Annotated in this window: 9 protein-coding genes and 3 pseudogenes; 5 read left to right on the forward strand and 7 right to left on the reverse strand. The window is 67.3% G+C overall.

Annotated elements, in window-relative coordinates:
- Positions 1–68 precede the first annotated feature (68 nt).
- The gene (gene argG / locus ACVWW1_RS31260) at positions 69–1406 is read left to right on the forward strand and encodes an argininosuccinate synthase (protein WP_456658531.1); all 1338 of its coding nucleotides are present in this window, start codon (positions 69–71) and stop codon (positions 1404–1406) included.
- Positions 1407–1572: 166 nt separating this feature from the next.
- Here argG and ACVWW1_RS31265 read toward each other — a convergent pair whose 3' ends face one another.
- Positions 1573–2160 carry a TetR/AcrR family transcriptional regulator gene (locus ACVWW1_RS31265; RefSeq protein WP_456658532.1) on the reverse strand — a complete coding sequence of 196 codons (588 nt, stop codon included), beginning with the start codon at positions 2158–2160 and terminating at the stop codon, positions 1573–1575.
- Positions 2161–2256: 96 nt separating this feature from the next.
- Here ACVWW1_RS31265 and ACVWW1_RS31270 point away from each other — a divergent pair, with 96 nt between their 5' ends.
- Positions 2257–2622 (forward strand): nuclear transport factor 2 family protein, encoded by a 366-nt coding sequence (locus ACVWW1_RS31270; protein WP_176534417.1) that lies wholly within the window; start codon positions 2257–2259, stop codon positions 2620–2622.
- A 187-nt stretch (positions 2623–2809) separates the two neighbouring features.
- Here the strand turns inward: ACVWW1_RS31270 and ACVWW1_RS31275 are convergent, their stop codons facing one another.
- The 6 genes and pseudogenes from ACVWW1_RS31275 to ACVWW1_RS31300 form a co-directional block, all read right to left on the reverse strand.
- Entirely contained in the window at positions 2810–5143 is a 2334-nt protein-coding gene (locus tag ACVWW1_RS31275; RefSeq protein WP_456658533.1) for an OmpA family protein, read from the reverse strand.
- A gap of 234 nt (positions 5144–5377) precedes the next feature.
- A complete protein-coding gene (locus ACVWW1_RS31280; protein WP_224924749.1) occupies positions 5378–5611 on the reverse strand; it encodes a hypothetical protein in 234 nt (77 codons plus the stop codon).
- A 130-nt stretch (positions 5612–5741) separates the two neighbouring features.
- Entirely contained in the window at positions 5742–6128 is a 387-nt protein-coding gene (locus ACVWW1_RS31285; RefSeq protein ID WP_456658534.1) for a VOC family protein, read from the reverse strand.
- A 200-nt stretch (positions 6129–6328) separates the two neighbouring features.
- Positions 6329–7187: pseudogene (locus tag ACVWW1_RS31290) on the reverse strand (FkbM family methyltransferase).
- Positions 7188–7217: 30 nt separating this feature from the next.
- Positions 7218–9266 carry an ABC transporter ATP-binding protein/permease gene (locus ACVWW1_RS31295; RefSeq protein WP_456658535.1) on the reverse strand — a complete coding sequence of 683 codons (2049 nt, stop codon included), beginning with the start codon at positions 9264–9266 and terminating at the stop codon, positions 7218–7220.
- Between the two features lie 236 nt (positions 9267–9502).
- Positions 9503–11647: an ATP-binding protein gene (locus ACVWW1_RS31300; RefSeq protein ID WP_456658536.1), complete on the reverse strand. Its 2145-nt coding sequence runs from the start codon at positions 11645–11647 to the stop codon at positions 9503–9505.
- 366 nt (positions 11648–12013) lie between these two features.
- Here ACVWW1_RS31300 and ACVWW1_RS31305 point away from each other — a divergent pair, with 366 nt between their 5' ends.
- From ACVWW1_RS31305 to ACVWW1_RS31315, 3 genes and pseudogenes are all read left to right on the forward strand, one after another.
- Positions 12014–12301, forward strand: coding sequence for a FeoA family protein (locus ACVWW1_RS31305; protein ID WP_456658537.1), 288 nt, complete (start codon positions 12014–12016; stop codon positions 12299–12301).
- Positions 12298–14173 (forward strand): annotated as a pseudogene (gene feoB, locus ACVWW1_RS31310) (ferrous iron transporter B). Before ACVWW1_RS31305 ends, feoB begins: the two are co-directional and overlap by 4 nt.
- Positions 14174–14286: 113 nt before the next feature.
- Positions 14287–17038, forward strand: a pseudogene (locus tag ACVWW1_RS31315) (bifunctional acetate--CoA ligase family protein/GNAT family N-acetyltransferase).
- The last annotated feature ends 35 nt before the right edge of the window (positions 17039–17073 follow it).

Here is a 17073-nt window from a genome sequence, read left to right on the forward strand (position 1 = left end):
CCCCGCCTTCCGAAATTTGATATCGCCACCCCAGAAACCTCATCGATTTCGACCGATTGGACCGTCCCATGAGTACGATTCTGAAAAGCCTGCCCACCGGCGAAAAAGTCGGCATCGCGTTCTCGGGTGGGCTCGACACCTCGGCGGCGCTGCTCTGGATGAAGCTGAAGGGCGCCAAGGTCTTCGCCTACACCGCCAATCTCGGCCAGCCCGACGAGGCCGATTACGACGCGATCCCGCGCAAGGCGATGGATTTCGGCGCCGAGAAGGCCCGCCTGGTCGATTGCCGCACCCAGCTGGTGCATGAGGGCATCGCCGCGATCCAGTCCGGCGCGTTCCACATCTCGACCGGCGGCATCACCTATTTCAACACCACGCCGCTCGGCCGCGCGGTGACCGGCACGATGCTGGTCGCGGCCATGCAGGAGGACGGTGTCAACATCTGGGGCGACGGCTCGACCTACAAGGGCAACGACATCGAGCGCTTCTACCGCTACGGCCTGCTGACCAATCCGAGCCTGCGCATCTACAAGCCGTGGCTCGACCAGCAGTTCATCGACGAGCTGGGCGGCCGCGCCGAAATGTCGGCGTTCATGACCGCGCAGGGCTTTGCCTACAAGATGAGCGCGGAGAAGGCCTATTCGACCGACAGCAATTTGCTCGGCGCGACCCATGAGGCCAAGGATCTCGAGAGCCTTGCGAGCGGCATCACCATCGTCAATCCGATCATGGGCGTGCCGTTCTGGCGCGCCGATTGCGACGTCAAGCCCGAGAAGGTCGTGGTACGCTTCGAGGAGGGCCAGCCGGTCGCGCTCAACGGCAAGAGGTTCGCCGATCCGGTCGCACTGTTCCTGGAGGCCAACGCGATCGGCGGCCGCCACGGGCTCGGCATGAGCGACCAGATCGAGAACCGGATCATCGAGGCCAAGAGCCGCGGCATCTACGAGGCGCCCGGCATGGCGCTGCTGCACATCGCCTATGAGCGTCTCGTCACCGGCATCCACAACGAGGATACCATCGAGCAATACCGCATCAGCGGCATGCGGCTCGGCCGGCTGCTGTATCAGGGCCGCTGGTTCGATTCGCAGGCCCTGATGCTGCGCGAGACCGCGCAGCGCTGGGTGGCGCGCGCCGTCACCGGCGAGGTGACGCTCGAGCTACGCCGCGGCAACGACTACTCGATATCGAATACCGAGAGCCCGAACCTGACCTATGCGCCCGAGCGTCTCAGCATGGAGAAGGTCGAGGACGCCGCCTTCACGCCGGCCGACCGCATCGGCCAGCTGACGATGCGCAACTTGGACATATCAGACACCCGCGCCAAGCTCGGCCTGTACAACAAGACCGGCCTGCTCTCGAGCGGCGAAGGCTCGCAGATCTTCCGGCTCGAGAACGACAAGGATTGAGGCGGCGCTCTCTCACCTCGTCGTCCCGGGCAAGCGAAGCGCGACCCGGGACCCATAACCACCGGCCGTGGTGATGAAGCACGCTGGGGCCCCAGCTCGCTTCAACAACTCAATCCCGTGGTTATGGGCCCGGCCTTCGCCGGGACGACGCGGGGAGAGAGTTCGGCTACTTCACCCTGAGCGCATCGAGCAGCGAACGGAACGCACGCGCGTAATCGGTGCCGGTCTTGCCGATGTCGGGCCCGGCGGAGACAGCGACTGCGGCTTCCGTCACCGCGCCGAGCAGCAGCCGCGCCAGCGGCTCGACCGGCTGCTTGGCGATCACGCCGGCATCCATCGCCGCCGTCAGCGCGCGCGGAAACTTGCCGCCGAAATGCTTGGCGTCGATCTCGCGCCAGCGTTCCCAGCCGAGCACGGCCGGGCCGTCGCGCAGAATGATCTGGCCGGTCGGGCCTTTTGAACACGCCGCGAAATAGCCCTGCGTTCCGGCCGCCATCGCCGCGAGCGGATCGTTCTCGGCGCGCGAGATGCGGTCGAGATCGGCGACGAGGTCCATCGAGACCTGCTCGAACACCGCCTCGAACACCGCCTCCTTGGTCGCGAAGTGATGATAGACCGCGCCCTTGGCGACGCGCGCGCCACTGGCGATGTCGTCCATCGTCGCCGCGGCAAAGCCGCGCTCGCCAAAAATGCGCCGCGCCGCCTTGACGATCGCGGCTCTGGTCTTCTCGCGCCGTTCGGCCTGGGTTGCCATCATCCATCTCTAGCCCAGCTTCCGCAGCGGCGCCAGTTGACTTACCGACTATCAGTCGATAAATACCGACCATCAGTCGGTAAAAGGAGAGTGCTCATGCCCTCGCTCAAGACGTTGCAAGCCTTCGCTGACACGGTCGAATCCAACGATCATGTCGGCGCAATCAGGAACTTCTATTCGGCCGATGCCCGCACCCAGGAAAACGACGGCGAATGGCGCGTCGGCCGCGAGGCGCTGGCGGCGCGCGAAGCGGCGGTGCTGGCGGCAGTCTCCGGCGTCAAGACCACGCGGCTCGGGCCGCTGCTCCTCGACGGCGATCATTCGGCGATTTGCTGGCGGTTCGAATTCACCGGCAAGGACGGCAAGGTCCGCAGCATGGAGGAGGTCGCCTGGCAGACCTGGCGCGGCGAGGAGCTGGTCGAGGAGCGCTTCTTCTACGATCCGCAGCAGATGGCGCGGTGATCGGACAAAGCAGTCCGCGTCCACATCGGCGCGGCGCTCCCTTGTCCCGTTCTTCACGGGGAGAGGGTTGGGGTGAGGGGGAGTCTCCGCAAGCGGGGCGAGGTGAAGCAAGAGGCCTCGCGTCGCGCCACATACAAAAATGGCCGGGATCGCTCCCGGCCATTTCGTATCGTAATGTCGCGCCGGCTCAGCGCGGCGGCGCTGCGGAGGCGGTGCCGCCGTTGAGCAGCGGGGTGATGCGGCGGACGGTGACGCGCCGGTTGATGCGGCTCGGTCCGTCGGTCTGCTCCTTCAGGTATTGCGAGCCGTAGCCCTGCGAGGTCAGGTTTTCCGCCGGCACGCCGAATTGCTGCGTCAGCAGCTCAGCGGCGGATTGCGCACGGCGGTCGGACAGCGACAGATTGTCGGTGTCGTTGCCGGTCGCATCCGTGTGGCCTTCGATCAGGAACACCTCGCGCGGATTGCGCTGGATGGCCCGGTTGAGGCCGTCGGCGATCGCCTGCAGCTTCGCCGCCTGATCCGGCGGAATCTGCCACGAGCCGGAGTCGAAGTTGATGCTGTTGACGTCGATCGACGGCATCAGCATGCGGACGTTCGGGCTGTAGCGGATCTCGTCGAGCGTATAGCGTCGGGCGATCCGGTCCACTGGCGGCGCCTCCATGGTGTCGTAGATCACGTCCGGCGCCGCACTGTCGGACTCGACGATGTAGCGATCATAGGGGATGCGGACCACCGGCGGAGGCAGGTCGACATAGAAGCCGCCGACCGCGCCCGGATCGCGATAGCTGTTGTCGATGATGACGAGCTCGCGGCCACCGGGATCCCTGCGGATCCGGCGCAGCATCTGGCCATCAGGACCGACCACGGTGATGATCTCGCTGCCGTCGGGACGAACCACGACGGTGCGGGTCTCGCCGCCGATCGTCTCGGTGCGGATGTCACGCGCGCCATAGCGGAAGCGATAGACGTCGTCGCCGCGCACATAGGCCTGACCGCCCGGATCGCGGATGATGATGCGGTCCGGCTCGGTGTAGATGGTGCGGCCTCCTTCGACGACTTCCTGCCGCTGGTTGTGCAGGTCGGCGATGGTCCCGCCGATGATCGCGCCGGCCACTACGCCCGCACCGACGGCGGCACCGATCGCGAGCGGCGAGATGTTGTCACGTCGCGGAGGCGGCGGAAGCGGCGCCGTGACCGTTGGCGCGGCCCGGAACGCGGACGAGACCGTCGGCGGGGCGTATTGCGCCTTGTCGGGCGGGGGCGTTGCGGCCGCCGAGCCGGGGACGACACCCGGCGCCGAGGGGCCGGCCGGCCGCGCCGCTGGCGCGCCCATGGCGGCTCCTTGGGCTGGTGATACGCCGGGCGCAGCACCAGCAGCTGGCGGAGTACCCGGGCGTCCCGGCTGACCCGGAGCCGGTGTCGCGCCGGGGGCGCCCATTGCGGCTCCCGGGGTCGGAGCCGTTCCGGGCGGTGTGGCCGGACGTCCTTGCTGACCCGGCGCCGGTGGTGTCGGCGTCGCCCCGGGAGGCGTCGCGGCAGGTGGGGTGCCGGGGGTGCCAGGCCGTGCCGGCGGCTGGCCGCCTGCGGCAGGAGGTGTCGTCGTCGTCGATGGTGTAGGCGTTGCCGGCGACGTCGCGCCGGGCGGCGTGCCCGGCGGTTGCTTCGCGCCGCCAGGACGTTCACCAGCCGGACGTTCACCACCCGGCCGATCGCCAGGCCGGCGCTCGGCCGGTGCCGTTGTCGGGGCTCCCGGCGTTGCGGGTGTTGGCGTTGCGGCCGCGGGCGGCGTGCCGGGGCGTGCTGCGGGAGCTGCGGTCCCCGGCGCTGTCGGTGCTGCGGCCCCCGGGGCGGGCGTCGGCGGCGTGTGCGCGGGACCTGCGCCGGCCGGCGGTGTGCCCGGGCGTTGCGGTGCTGCGGCAGGCGGCGGCGGGGTCGGCGTCGGATGTGCGGGCGCGGCGGCCGGTGGCGGTGGCGTCGCAGGCTTCGCGGGCGCCGCCGCAGGCGGCTCAGGCCGTGCAGGTGCCGGCTTCGCGGCAGGCGGCTCGGGCCGTGCGGGTGCGGCTGCCGGCGGAGGCGGTGCCGGGCGCGCGGCGGGTGGTTCGGGCCGTGCCGGAGCTGTCGGCGGAGCAGGGTGTGCGGGAGCGGCCGCGGGCGGCGGAGGCGGAGCGGGGCGCGCAGGTGCTGCCGCGGGCGGAGCCGGCGGCGTCGGATGCGGCGGAGCAGCGGCCGGTGGCGGAGGTGGCGGGGTTGGACGCGCGGGCGCTGCGGCCGGCGGCGGAGCCGGATGCGGCGCGGCTGCTGGAGGCGGCGCTTGCGGATGCGGTGCGGCGGCGGGCGGTGCCGGATGCGCAGGTGCGCCCGGCGCGGGCCGTGGCTTCGGCTTTCCGTCAGGTCCGAGCTCTTCCTTTGGCTGCGCCTGTGCAACGACCAGCGGCGAAGTTTGTGCGTGCGACGCTGAGGTGGCGAATTGCATCACCGTCAGCGCAGTCGTGGCAAGCAGCACGAGACGAAGCTTTGTCATGGTCTTGGAGTCCCCGGCGGAAAGTCTGGGCAGGAAGGATAAGGAAGTCAGAGCCGAACAATTCGGCAGGACGATGAATTGCCAGCCGTTAGGCCGGATTGTGGCGAGCGCCGAATCATCGGCGAAGTTTATTTCGACATTATAACGGGTTGCATGTGTGCTTGTTCACCGCGTGTTCAGAAGAAACGCTCGGACACACTCGCAGTCGACGTGGAACCAGGGCGCGATGGCGAATCAGGGGACGGCGGGTCGATCTGTCGCAGGCGGCGGGCCAGTCGGCCCGGGCGGTCCGCGCACCGGTGATTCGTCGGGGGTCTTGCCGGGCAGTTCGTCCGGTCGCGGCGGCTCGCCGGGTTCGCGCACCGGCGGTGGAACCTCCGGCTGCGGATTGCCGGGCGGAATTCCGGGCGGCGGTTCACTCGGCGTGCCCGGCGTCGTCGGGGGAATCTCGGGAGGCTCGATCGGCATTACGAGTCGAGACCGTGCGGCAGTTGCCGATGTCAGGTCCACCGATGTCAGGTCGCGTCGCGCGCATTGATCGCTCCATCGCAGTTCGAAGCGATAACGGATCGCGCGCCGCGCCGTTCCTTGAAGCACCTCATCCGGGCGTTTGGCAGACCGCCTCGATGTTGTGGCCGTCGGGATCGAGCACGAACGCGCCGTAGTAGTTCGGGTGATAATGCGCGCGAATGCCGGGCGCGCCGTTGTCGCGGCCGCCGGCGGCCATCGCGGCCTTGTAGAAGGCGTCGACGGCGGCGCGGTCCTTGGCTGTGATCGCGATATGCACCGGCTTGTTCATCGCGCCCTCGCCGCCGATCCAGAAATCCGGCTTGCCGTCGGCGCCGAAGCCCGCCGCAGGCGCGTGCCCAGTGACTTCAGCAGGCACTTCCATGATCAGGCCATAACCGAGCGGCGCCAGCGCCGTCTGGTAGAACGTCTTCGCGCGTTCGTAGTCGGAGACCGAAAAGCCGATATGATCGATCATTGCGAGTTTCCCTGTGTGTGCGACACTACATCCTCAGACTCGTTGCACCTCTCCCGCTTGCGGGGGGAGGTCGGGTTGCATCGAAGATGCAATCCTGGTGGGGGCTCTCTCCGCATAATGACTAGCCCCATCGCGGCGACACCCCACCCCAACCCTCCCCGCAAGCGGGAGAGGGAGCAGATCTCTGACGTGGTTACATCTCATTCCCGCACAAGCAGCGTGTTGCTCCGCGTCCGGCCCTGATCGACGTAACCGCGCGCGTGCATGTCCGCAATGCAGTCGTCGGTCCATTCGTCCTTTGACAGATGCTCGATCACGACCGCGCGGGGCCACAGCTGCTCAGGCGCGTCGCGGAAGAAGCCGGTGAGCACGCGGTCCTCGAAACCCTCGACGTCGATCTTCAGCGCATCGACGCTGGTCGCGCCGGCCTCCTCGAGGATGCGTTGCAGCCGCAGCGATGGCACCTTGAACGCCTTGCCCGTGGGCGTGCCGGTGACGATGTGGCTGGCGCCGAGATTGTCGCCATCGGTCTCGATCATCAGCTCGCCGTCGGTCGGACCTGCGGCGGCCGCAACCAGCCGCACCTGCGGATAGCCGGAGGCCTGCGTGTTGAATTTGAGCCGCGCATGCGTCATCGGATGCGGCTCGATCGCGATCACCTTGCCATTGGGCCCGACATCGCGCGCCAGCGCCAGCGCATAGGTGCCGACATTGGCGCCGAGATCGACGAAGGTGCCGCCAGTGCCGACATGCCGGCGCAGGAAGGCGAGCTCTTCCAGATTGTAATCGGGATTGAACAGCGCGCCGCGCTCGGTCGCGCTCGCCTGATGATAGAAGCGGAACGATGCACCCTGATAGGTCACGTCGAGCGGCCCCGAGCCGAACAGATTGACCAGCCGCGACAGCCAGGGCCGGAACGCGCCGCGCTTCAATCCGCTGCCATGCGCAAGCCGGATGATGGCAGCCTGCGCCGCATTGGGCGCCAGGGCCGCCGAACGGGGCCGGCGAAATGTCGTTGCTCGGGATCACGCATTGCCTCATCAAAAGCGCGGCATGCATAACCGGTTTTGACGGGAGCGCCAACGCCCGTTATGCCGCTTTGGCTGCGGCTCGCCGTTGCCGCAGGAAGCCTCCGAGCAGCCTTCGCTTGCCCTTGCGCGGGATCAGGTCGACGTCGCTGACCAGCCTGGCGCCGCCCTTGCGGCGCTCCAGCACGATCTTGCGGCTATGGAATGCTTCGAGCTCGACGCGATGGGCGACGCTGACGATGGTCGCCTTCGGCAATTCCATCGTCACCATCTCCATCATCTTGTCCTGGCTCTTTTCGTCGAGCGCGGAAGTCGCCTCGTCGAGCACGACGATGTCGGGGCTGTGCAGCAGCAGGCGGGCAAAGGCGAGCCGCTGCTTTTCGCCGCCGGACAGCGTCTGGTCCCACGGCGCGTCCTCCTCGATCTTCTCCTTGAGATGGTCGAGGCCGACCTTGTGCAAGGCGTCGCCGATCTGCTCGAGGCTCCAGTCCTCTGCCGCGCCGGGATAGGCCGCCGCGCGCCGCAGCGTGCCCGAGGGTACGTAGGGCTTTTGCGGGAGCATGAACAGGCGGCGGTCCGCATGCAGGCTGACACTGCCTCCGCCCCAGGGCCACAAGCCGGCAATGGCGCGGACCAGCGTGCTCTTGCCGGTCCCGGATTCGCCGGCGACCAGCAACCGTTCCCCCGGCTCGATCACGACCTCGGTTTCGCCGACCACGGCGGTACCGTCGTCGAGCGTGACGGAGAGGTCGTTGAGGCTCAGCATGGCTTCACCGCTGGTCTCGCCGCGCTTGATGCGGCCGAAGCCGTCGCCGGTCTCGGCGCGTTCGAGCCCGTCGAGCGACATCATCAGCGACGCGATGCGGCGTGCGCATGCGTTCCAGTCGGCGAGCCTCGGATAATTGTCGACCAGCCAGCCGAACGCGGTCTGCACGATGGTGAAGGCGGAGGCTGCCTGCATCACCTGGCCGAGCGTCATGCTGCCCTCGAGGAATTTTGGTGCGCACAGCAGCAAGGGCACCACCGGCGCAATGAGATTCGATCCCTGCGACACCAGCGTCGTGCGCATGTGCTGTCCGGCGAGCCGCGCCCATTGCCGCAGCACATTCGAGAATGTCCTGTCGATGCCGTCGCGCTCCTCGGTCTCGCCGCCGAGCAGTGCGATGCTTTCGCCGTTCTCGCGCACGCGGGTCAGGACATAGCGGAATTCCGCCTCCGCCTGGTTCTTGTCCTCGGAAATCTGCGCGAAGCGACGACCGATCGCCATGATCGAGCCGGACGCGATCGCGGCATAGATGATCGCGGCGATGACAAGGAAACCCGGGATGCTGACGGAGGAGCCGCCGAGCGTCAGCGTCAGCGCGCCGCCGATCGTCCAGAGCACGACAATGAACGTGACGGCAGACAGCAGCGCCGACGTCACGCCGGCGATGAAGTCGACCGGCGAGTCGGTCGCGATCCGCAGGTCCTCGGCGATGCGGTATTCCGGGTTCTTGTGGTCACCGTCGACGAGGTTGAGCTGGTAGTAGCGGCCGCTCGCCAGCCAGCGCGAGACGACGGCGTTGGTCAGCCAGGCGCGCCAGCGCCGCTGGATGCCCATGCGACCGAATACCTGGGCGACGCCGAGCAGCACGCTGCCGATCGCGAGCGGAAAGAAGATGGCAGTCAGGTGAAAGACACTCGCCGAATCGCGCTTTTCGATCGCATCGAAGATCGCGCGATTCCAGACATTGATGCCGTACTGGACGGCGACATTGGCGACAATCAACAGCAGCAGGCCGATCGTGAACAGCCACGCCAGCCGGTCGCCGTTGCGTCCCCAGTAGCCGTGCGCGGTGATCCAGAACCGCGTCAGCAAATAGTCCTTGCGCGCCTGCTCGGCCTCTTCGGGCGACAATTCGGGATCGGGCTCGAGAATTTCCGGTGGCGGCGGTTCGACATGGTCGCCGTCTTCCGCGGTGACCTCGACAAATTCAGACTTGTCGTCTTCGGTCTGCGCGGCGTCGGTATCTTCGAGGCCGGCTTGCTTCGCGCCCGCCGCCCGAGGCGAAGATGCCTTGGCGGAAGATTGCTTGCTCGAAGCTTCGGATGTTGCCGCAGCTTTGCTCATGCCACGACAACGCCAAGGCAAATCAAACGGTTCCTCGCCGTGCCCGCGATCAAATCATGTCGCGAGGATGCGAAGCTGCTCCTCCTCCACGCGGTCATCGCCCGGCTTGACCGGGCGACCCAGTACGCCGCGGCCTATCAGATTGGACTCGGCGTCTCTGGAATACTGGATCACCCGCATGCGCGGGTGACGACACCGGTGGCGAGGCAACGGAATCGAGAACCTGCCGTCCATCGTCACGACGCCGGCGCCTGGTCCCGCTTCAGCCGGCGCGAGCGGGTGGCCTTGTGCAGCACCCGCGCCAGCTGCTCGGCGGAGTACGGCTTCTGCAGCAGCTCGAAGCCGCCGCTGCCCTGCTGCGACAGCACCTGGCTGTAGCCGGAGGCAAGCACGATCGGCAGATCGAGCCGCTGCCGGCGGATCTCCTCCGCAAGCTCGATGCCGCTCATGCCGGGCATCACGACATCGGTGAACACCAGGTCGAACCTGCCGGGGTCGACGGCCAGCTCCTCCAGCGCGTGGGTGGCGTTCTCGACCAGCACGCAGGTGCAGCCGAGCTGGGTCAGCGTGTCGGCGGCGAACTTTCCGACCTCGGCATTGTCCTCAACGATGAGGACCGACGCACTGGTCGGATCGACCGAAGGTGCATCCTCCGTGAGCGGCGATTGTACGTTGTGTCTGCCGACGACACGCGGGAGATACAGCGTGAACGTCGAGCCCTTGCCGACTTCGCTGGTCACGGTGACCTCGCCGCCGGATTGCTTGGCGAAGCCGAACACCTGCGACAGGCCAAGGCCGGTGCCGTGTCCGACCTCCTTGGTGGTGTAGAACGGCTCGAAGATGCGGCCGAACAGCTCCGGCGGAATTCCGACGCCGGTATCGGCCACCGACACCGCGACATGGCCGTGCGGGCTCGGCGGCGTGATTGCCTCGGACGGCAGCTTGTTTACGGCGCGGACCGCGATCGTGAGCCGGCCGACGCCGTCCATCGCGTCGCGCGCATTCACCGCCATATTGATGATGGCGGTCTCGAACTGGCCCGCATCGGCGTTGACGAGGCAGGTTTCGTCCGGCACCTGCGCCGTGATCTCGATGCGGGAGCCGATCAGGGTGGTGATCATCTCGCTCAGGGTGCGGACATTCTGGCAGACGTCGAACACCTCGGGCTTCAGGGTTTGCCGGCGCGCGAATGCAAGCAGCTGGTTGGTCAGCTTGGCGGCACGGTTCACGGTGTTGGAGATCGCATCGATGTAGCGCTGCCGCCGCGGCTCCGGCAGGTCCGGCCGCCGCAACATGTCGACCGACGCGCGGATCACGGTGAGCAGATTGTTGAAGTCATGCGCGACGCCGCCGGTGAGTTGCCCGAGTGCCTCCAGCCGCTGGCCATGCCGCAACGCGTCCTCGGCCTCGATGCGCCGGTCGGCCTCCTCCTGCAGGCGCTGGGTTCGCCGGAAGGCGAGCGCGAGCAGGCCGAACAGCAGCGCGGTGGCCGGTATGCCGAAGATCAGGTGCTGCGCCATGGTCGAGATCCAGCGCGCCTGGATCGCCGAGGTTTCGAGCCCGGCGCTGACATAGATCGGGTATTCGGCCAGCCGCTGATAGCGCATGCGCCGTTCGATACCGTCAGCCGGGGAACGGATCGTCATGCCGCCGGTCTCGGGATTGGCGACGACCTGTCGCCCCAGCGGCCCGCTCGGCTCGAACCTGGCGTCGTGGTCGATGACAGGGAAATGCGCCAGGATCGAGCCATCGGTCCGGATCAGCGCCAGGAATCTGCCGGGCTCGCGCCCGATCTTGGCGTAGAAATTCTCGAAATATTCCGGAAGCACAGAGGCCTGGATCACGCCGCCAAAGCTGCCGTCCTCGTTGTTGCGGCGGCGGCCGACGCTGAAGAACCGCGATCCCTGATAGGGTGCGCGCGGCGTCAGCACCTCGCCGATATAGGTGCCGATGTCGCGCTCCATGTGGATGCGGAAGTAATCCCGATCCGAGAAATCGATGTCGGGGGCCGGTTGCACCAGGCTGTTGACCAGCGCATGGCCGTTGGCATCGAACACCCAGATCGATTTTACCTGGGGGAGCGTGTCGGCGACCCGGCGCAACCGCTCGTGCAGGCTCTTCTCGCGCGCGGCGATATCGGCATCGCTCATGCCGCGGACGACCTCGGTGATCTCGGCCAGGCTGCGGTCGATGGTCTCGAACACCTTGAGCGCGTGCTCATGGGCGACGTCAAGCGTGCGCTGGATTTCCTGGTCGGCGGCCTCGCTGGTCGAGATCCGGGACATCGCGGAAGCAAACAAGAACAGCGCCAGCGGAAGGGCCAGCGAGGCGGCCATCATCCATTGCAGCAGTCTCAGCGAATTGCGGTGTGCGGTCGGCACGGGCGCTCCGGCTTCTTGCGAACCTTAACGCAAACCGTCGCGCCGGAGGAAGCGAAACCCCGCCCGGGATGGCCGTGCGGATGGCGATCCGCCGCCCGCAGGCAGCGAAAGGGCGTCCAGAGCGATCGGCCGGCAGCCGGTCCGCGCGCGGGCCCGCCGCGGAGGGGCAATGCCGACCGCGCGGCCGACCCAATCGTGTCTGCCGGGCGGATGCCGCCCGGAGGGATCACGACCTCGTTAGCGAGGGCGCGGCAGTCAAGCGGAAAATCGGCCGGGATGACGCTCGCGGGCGCTGTTTTTAGGAGTTCTAAAACCACCCGCGGGCAAATGCTTGACCCTGTGACTACCTGCTGAAACACAGGCCGCATGACAGGCGATCCAAACTCCTCCCAGGATAACGTACGGGACATCCGGCTCGGACATGCGGATCGCGGTTTTGTCGGAAAAATCATCAGGCTCGATGCGCTCGTGACGGGTTCATCGCTCTCTCCGCAGGAGCTCGAGCAGCGCCTGGTGGAGATGGGATTTGTCGAGGGCGCGCGCGTGGAAATCCTGCATGAAGGCACGATCCGGCGGGATCCGATCGCGGTGCGCGTCGACAACATCACGATCGCGCTGCGCCGGAGCGAAGCCATGGCCGTGATCGTCCAATGACAACTGCATCCCTGCGCCTGGCGCTGGTCGGCGCGCCGAACACCGGGAAGACGTCGCTGTTCAACCGGTTGACCGGCAGCAGCCAGAAGGTCGCCAATTATCCCGGCGTCACCGTCGAACGCAAATCCGGCGGCTTCGTCACGCCGGAGGGCCGCAGCGTGACGGTGCTCGATCTGCCCGGCACCTATTCGCTGCGCGGCCGCAGCCCGGACGAGGAAATCACCCGCGACATCGTGCTCGGCCGCTTCGACGGCGAGGCGGTGCCCGATCTCGTGCTCTGCGTCGCGGACGCCACCAATCTGCGGCTCACCTTGCGGCTGGTGCTCGAACTGAAGCGCGTCGGCCGGCCGATGATGCTGGTGCTCAACATGATCGATATCGCGAGGCGGCGCGGCGTCACGATCGATCTCGATCGCATGTCGCAGGAACTCGGCCTGCCGATCGTGACCTCGGTCGCGGTCCGCAAGGGCGGTGTCGACGAGCTCTTGAAGCGGACCGACGAATTCCTGGCGCGGTCGCATGAGGCGGCGGCCAGCGCGTGGGCGACGCCAACGATTGCCGACCTCAAGGCGGCGCAGCGCGAGGCGGACCGCATCATCGCGGCGGCCGTAACGCTGCCGACCAAACCCGACACGCTGACCAACCGGATCGATTCCGTCGTGCTGCATCCGGTCTGGGGTCTCGTGATCCTGGCCGTGATCCTGTTCGTGATGTTCCAGGCGGTGTTCACCTGGGCGCAGCCGGCGATGGAATTGCTGTCGGACGGCTTCTCCGCGCTTGGGCAGCTGATCCACGATTTGCTGCCGGAAAGCTGGAGCCTGTTGCAGAGCTTCCTGCAGAACGGCCTGATCTCGGGCGTCGGCAGCGTCATCGTGTTCCTGCCGCAGATCATCATCATCTTCCTGTTCATCCTGCTGCTGGAAGATTTCGGCTACATGGCGCGCGCCGCATTCCTGATGGACCGCATCATGGGCGGCGCCGGGCTGCATGGCCGCGCCTTCATTCCGCTGCTGTCGAGTTTTGCCTGCGCCATCCCTGGCATCATGGCGACGCGGGTGATCGACAATCGCCGCGACCGCCTGACCACGATCCTGATCGCGCCGCTGATGACCTGCTCGGCGCGGATTCCGGTCTATACGCTGATCATCTCGGCCTTCGTTCCGGCGACCTCGCTGTGGGGCTTCGTCAATCTGCAGGGGCTCGTGATGTTCGGTCTCTATGCCGCCGGCATCACCAGCGCGCTGACGGTCTCGGCGATCGCAAAGTTCTTCCTGTGGCGTGACCATGCGCCGGCGCCGTTCATGCTGGAATTGCCCGGACTACAAGGTGCCGCGGCTGCGCAGCATCGCGATCGGCGTGCTCAATCGCGCGAAGATGTTCCTGTATCGCGCCGGCACCACGATCCTCTCGATGATGGTGCTGATCTGGTTCCTGGCCTCGTTCCCGACCGCGCCGGCCGGCGCCGAGGGGCCGGCGATCAACTACAGCTTTGCGGCGATGATCGGCCACGCGCTCGAGCCGCTGCTGCGGCCGATCGGCTTCAACTGGCAGATCGCGGTGGCGCTGATCCCGGGCATGGCGGCACGCGAGGTCGCGGTCGCGGCGCTCGGTACGGTCTATTCGATCGAGGGCGGCAAGGAGGCGGCCGAGCAGATCGGCCAGGTGCTGGCGCAGAAATGGTCGCTGGCGACCGCGCTGTCGATGCTGGTCTGGTACATCTTCGCCCCGCAATGCGCCTCGACGCTCGCGGTGATCCGCCGCGAGACCGGCGGCGCGAAGTGGATGGTGGTGACGTTCCTGTACATGCTCGCGCTGGCCTATGTCGCGAGCTTCCTGACCTTCAATTTGGCGCAGGCGCTGGGGCTGCACTAGCCGGGCCGTCGCGTTCTGTCGCGGCGGCAATGGGTGCAACCGGGCGGGCGACGAAGTAGAGTTCGTTCGGGGGCGCCTCCCGCGCATCCACGGGTTTCCTGCGAGACCACGCAATGTCGACGTTCGGCCTGGAGCGGGTATTTTCGCCTCGAAGCATCGCTATTGTCGGCGGCAGCCCCAGGCCGTCGTCGCTCGGCGCGGCGGTGCTGCGAAACCTCAAGGCGAGCGGCTTCGCCGGCAGACTGGGCATCGTCAACCGGTACTATGCGGACGTTGATGGCCAGTCCACTGTTCCGGACCTGAAGTCACTCCCGTTCGTTCCGGACCTCGTCGTCATCAGCGCACCGGCCGCCGCGATCCCGGAGATCGTGGCAGAGGCCGGGCTCGCCGGCGTTGCCGGCGCCGCGATCCTGTCGGCCGGTCTCGGCCATGGCACAGGCTCGCGCGCGGAGATCGTGGAGCAGACGGCGCGGCGGCACGGCATGCGCCTGGTCGGGCCGAATTGCCTCGGCGTCATGGTGCCGCGCGCGAAACTCAATGCGAGCTTCGCCTCCCATCAGCCGTCGGATGGCCATGTCGCGCTGATCTCGCAGTCCGGCGCGGTCGCGTCGGCGATGATCGAGTGGGCGGCTGAGCGGCGGCTCGGCTTCTCGGGCATCGCTTCGATCGGCGACCAGCTCGACGTCGACGTCGTCGACCTCTTGGATTATTTCGCGCTCGACGATCATACCAGCGCGATCCTGATCTACCTCGAAGCGGTCAAGGATGCGCGCAAGTTCATGTCGGCGGCGCGCGCCGCGGCGCGCATGAAGCCGGTCGTCGTCGTCAAGTCGGGGCGGATGGCGGAGGGGGCAAAGGCCGCCGCGACCCACACCGGCGCGCTGGCCGGCTCCGATGCGGTCTATGACGCCGCCTTCCGGCGCGCCGGCATGCTGCGCGTCTACGATCTTCGCCCAGCTGTTTGACTGCGCCGAGCTGCTCGGCCGCGGCTTCGTGCCGCGCGGCAACCGGCTTGCGATCCTGACCAATGGCGGCGGGCTCGGCATCCTCGCCACCGATCGGCTGGCCGAGCTCGGCGGCATTCCCGCGACGCTGACGCCGCAGACCATCGCGCGGCTCGACGAGTTACTGCCGCAGGGCTGGTCGTCAGCCAATCCCGTCGACATCGCAGGCGATGCCGATGCCGCCCGTTACGTGGTCGCGCTCAACGCGCTGCTCGATGACGCGAACAACGATGCGGTCCTGGTCGCGAACGTGGAAACCGCGGTGGCGCCGGCGGAGGGCATTGCCGAGGCGGTGGCGCAGTGCGTGCGTGACCGCAGGACCAAACGAAGTGCGGTCGCCGCATTGGTGCTTGCAGCATGGGTCGGCGCCGACGAGCGCACCGGCGCGATCTTCGAGGCGGCCCGCATTCCACACTTCCCGACCGAGGACGACGCAGTCCGCGCCTTCATGTATCTGGTGCGCTATCGCGAGGCCTCCACGGCGCTCGCCGCGACCCCGCCGGGCGTCGCATCGGTGTTCACGCCGGAGACGGCCGCGGCGCGGCATGTGGTTGTGAAGGCGTTGTCGGAAGGGCGCGCCTGGCTCGATCCCGCCGAGATCGTCGCCCTGTTCGAGGCCTATCGCATTCCGATCGTGACGACGGTCGTCGCTGACAGCGCCGAGGACGCCGCCGAGAAGGCGCTGCCGTTCCTCGCCGGGGGGCACGCGATCGTGGTCCGGGTGTTCTCGCGCGACATCAGGCACGCGTCCGAAGTCGGCGGCGTGATCCTCGACCTGCGCACCAAGGACAGCGTCGTCGAAGCGGCAAGGACGGTGCTCGAACGCGCCCGAAGCGCGCGGCCGGATGCGACGCTGCAAGGTGTGACGATCCAGCCGATGATCGTGCGGCGTGCGGCGCGCGAACTGATCCTCGGCATCGCCGACGATCCGACCTTCGGCCCGGTGATCGTATTCGGCCGCGGCGGCCCTGCGGTCGAGGTGATCAACGACAAGGCGGTGGCGCTGCCGCCGCTCGACATGAATCTCGCCCATGAGCTGGTCGGGCGGACGCGCGTCTCGCGGCTGCTCGGCGGCTATGGCGATGTGCCGGCCGTCCCGGCCGAACTGGTGCCGCTCACCCTGGTCAAGCTGGCGCAGATGGCGGCCGACATTCCCGAGGTCGCCGAGCTCGATATCAATCCGATGCTGGCGGACGAGACCGGTGTGCTCGCGCCCGATGCGCGGGTGGCGATCCGCAAGCCGGCGCGGCTGTTCGCCGGTCAAACCAGACTGGCGGTCAGGCCCTATCCGTCGCAATGGGAGGGCGAGCTTGCGCTACGCGACGGCTCGCGCGTCACGGTGCGCCCGATGCGGCCAGAGGACGAGCCGATGGTCGCCGAGTTCTTCAAGCGCGTCACCGCCGAAGACCTCAGGCTGCGCTTCTTCCACGCGATGAAGGAATTCTCGCACGCCTTCATCGCGCGCCTCACCCAGCTCGACTATGCGCGCGCGATGGCCTTCGTAGCGCTCGATCCGGGCACCGGCGAGATGATGGGGGCGGTCCGGCTGCACTCGGACTCGCTGTACCAGAACGCCGAATACGCGATCCTGCTGCAGTCCGATCTCAAGGGCAAAGGGCTTGGCTGGGCGCTGATGCAGCTCCTGATCCACTATGCGCGGTCGGAGGGATTGAAGCGTCTGTCCGGCCAGGTGCTGACTGAGAACACCACCATGATCGGGATGTGCCGCGATCTCGGCTTCACCGTCACGATGGATCCGGAGGATCACAGCATCGTCGATGTCGTGCTCGACCTCGATCGATCCACGATCGATGCGGTCGGCGCCGATATCCTGATCCGGCCCGCGGCGGCTGGCCGCTGAGGACAGCTGTATTCGAACGATAAGGCTCTTACCAA

This window comes from Bradyrhizobium sp. JR3.5, from assembly GCF_054057015.1.

Bases quoted from the DNA above. Each gene is read 5' to 3' on its own strand.
- argG (WP_456658531.1), top strand. From the start codon at position 69: ATGAGTACGATTCTGAAAAGCCTGCCCACCGGCGAAAAAGTCGGCATC.
- ACVWW1_RS31265 (WP_456658532.1), bottom strand. From the start codon at position 2,160: ATGGCAACCCAGGCCGAACGGCGCGAGAAGACCAGAGCCGCGATCGTC.
- ACVWW1_RS31270 (WP_176534417.1), top strand. From the start codon at position 2,257: ATGCCCTCGCTCAAGACGTTGCAAGCCTTCGCTGACACGGTCGAATCC.
- ACVWW1_RS31275 (WP_456658533.1), bottom strand. From the start codon at position 5,143: ATGACAAAGCTTCGTCTCGTGCTGCTTGCCACGACTGCGCTGACGGTG.
- ACVWW1_RS31280 (WP_224924749.1), bottom strand. From the start codon at position 5,611: ATGCCGATCGAGCCTCCCGAGATTCCCCCGACGACGCCGGGCACGCCG.
- ACVWW1_RS31285 (WP_456658534.1), bottom strand. From the start codon at position 6,128: ATGATCGATCATATCGGCTTTTCGGTCTCCGACTACGAACGCGCGAAG.
- ACVWW1_RS31295 (WP_456658535.1), bottom strand. From the start codon at position 9,266: ATGAGCAAAGCTGCGGCAACATCCGAAGCTTCGAGCAAGCAATCTTCC.
- ACVWW1_RS31305 (WP_456658537.1), top strand. From the start codon at position 12,014: ATGACAGGCGATCCAAACTCCTCCCAGGATAACGTACGGGACATCCGG.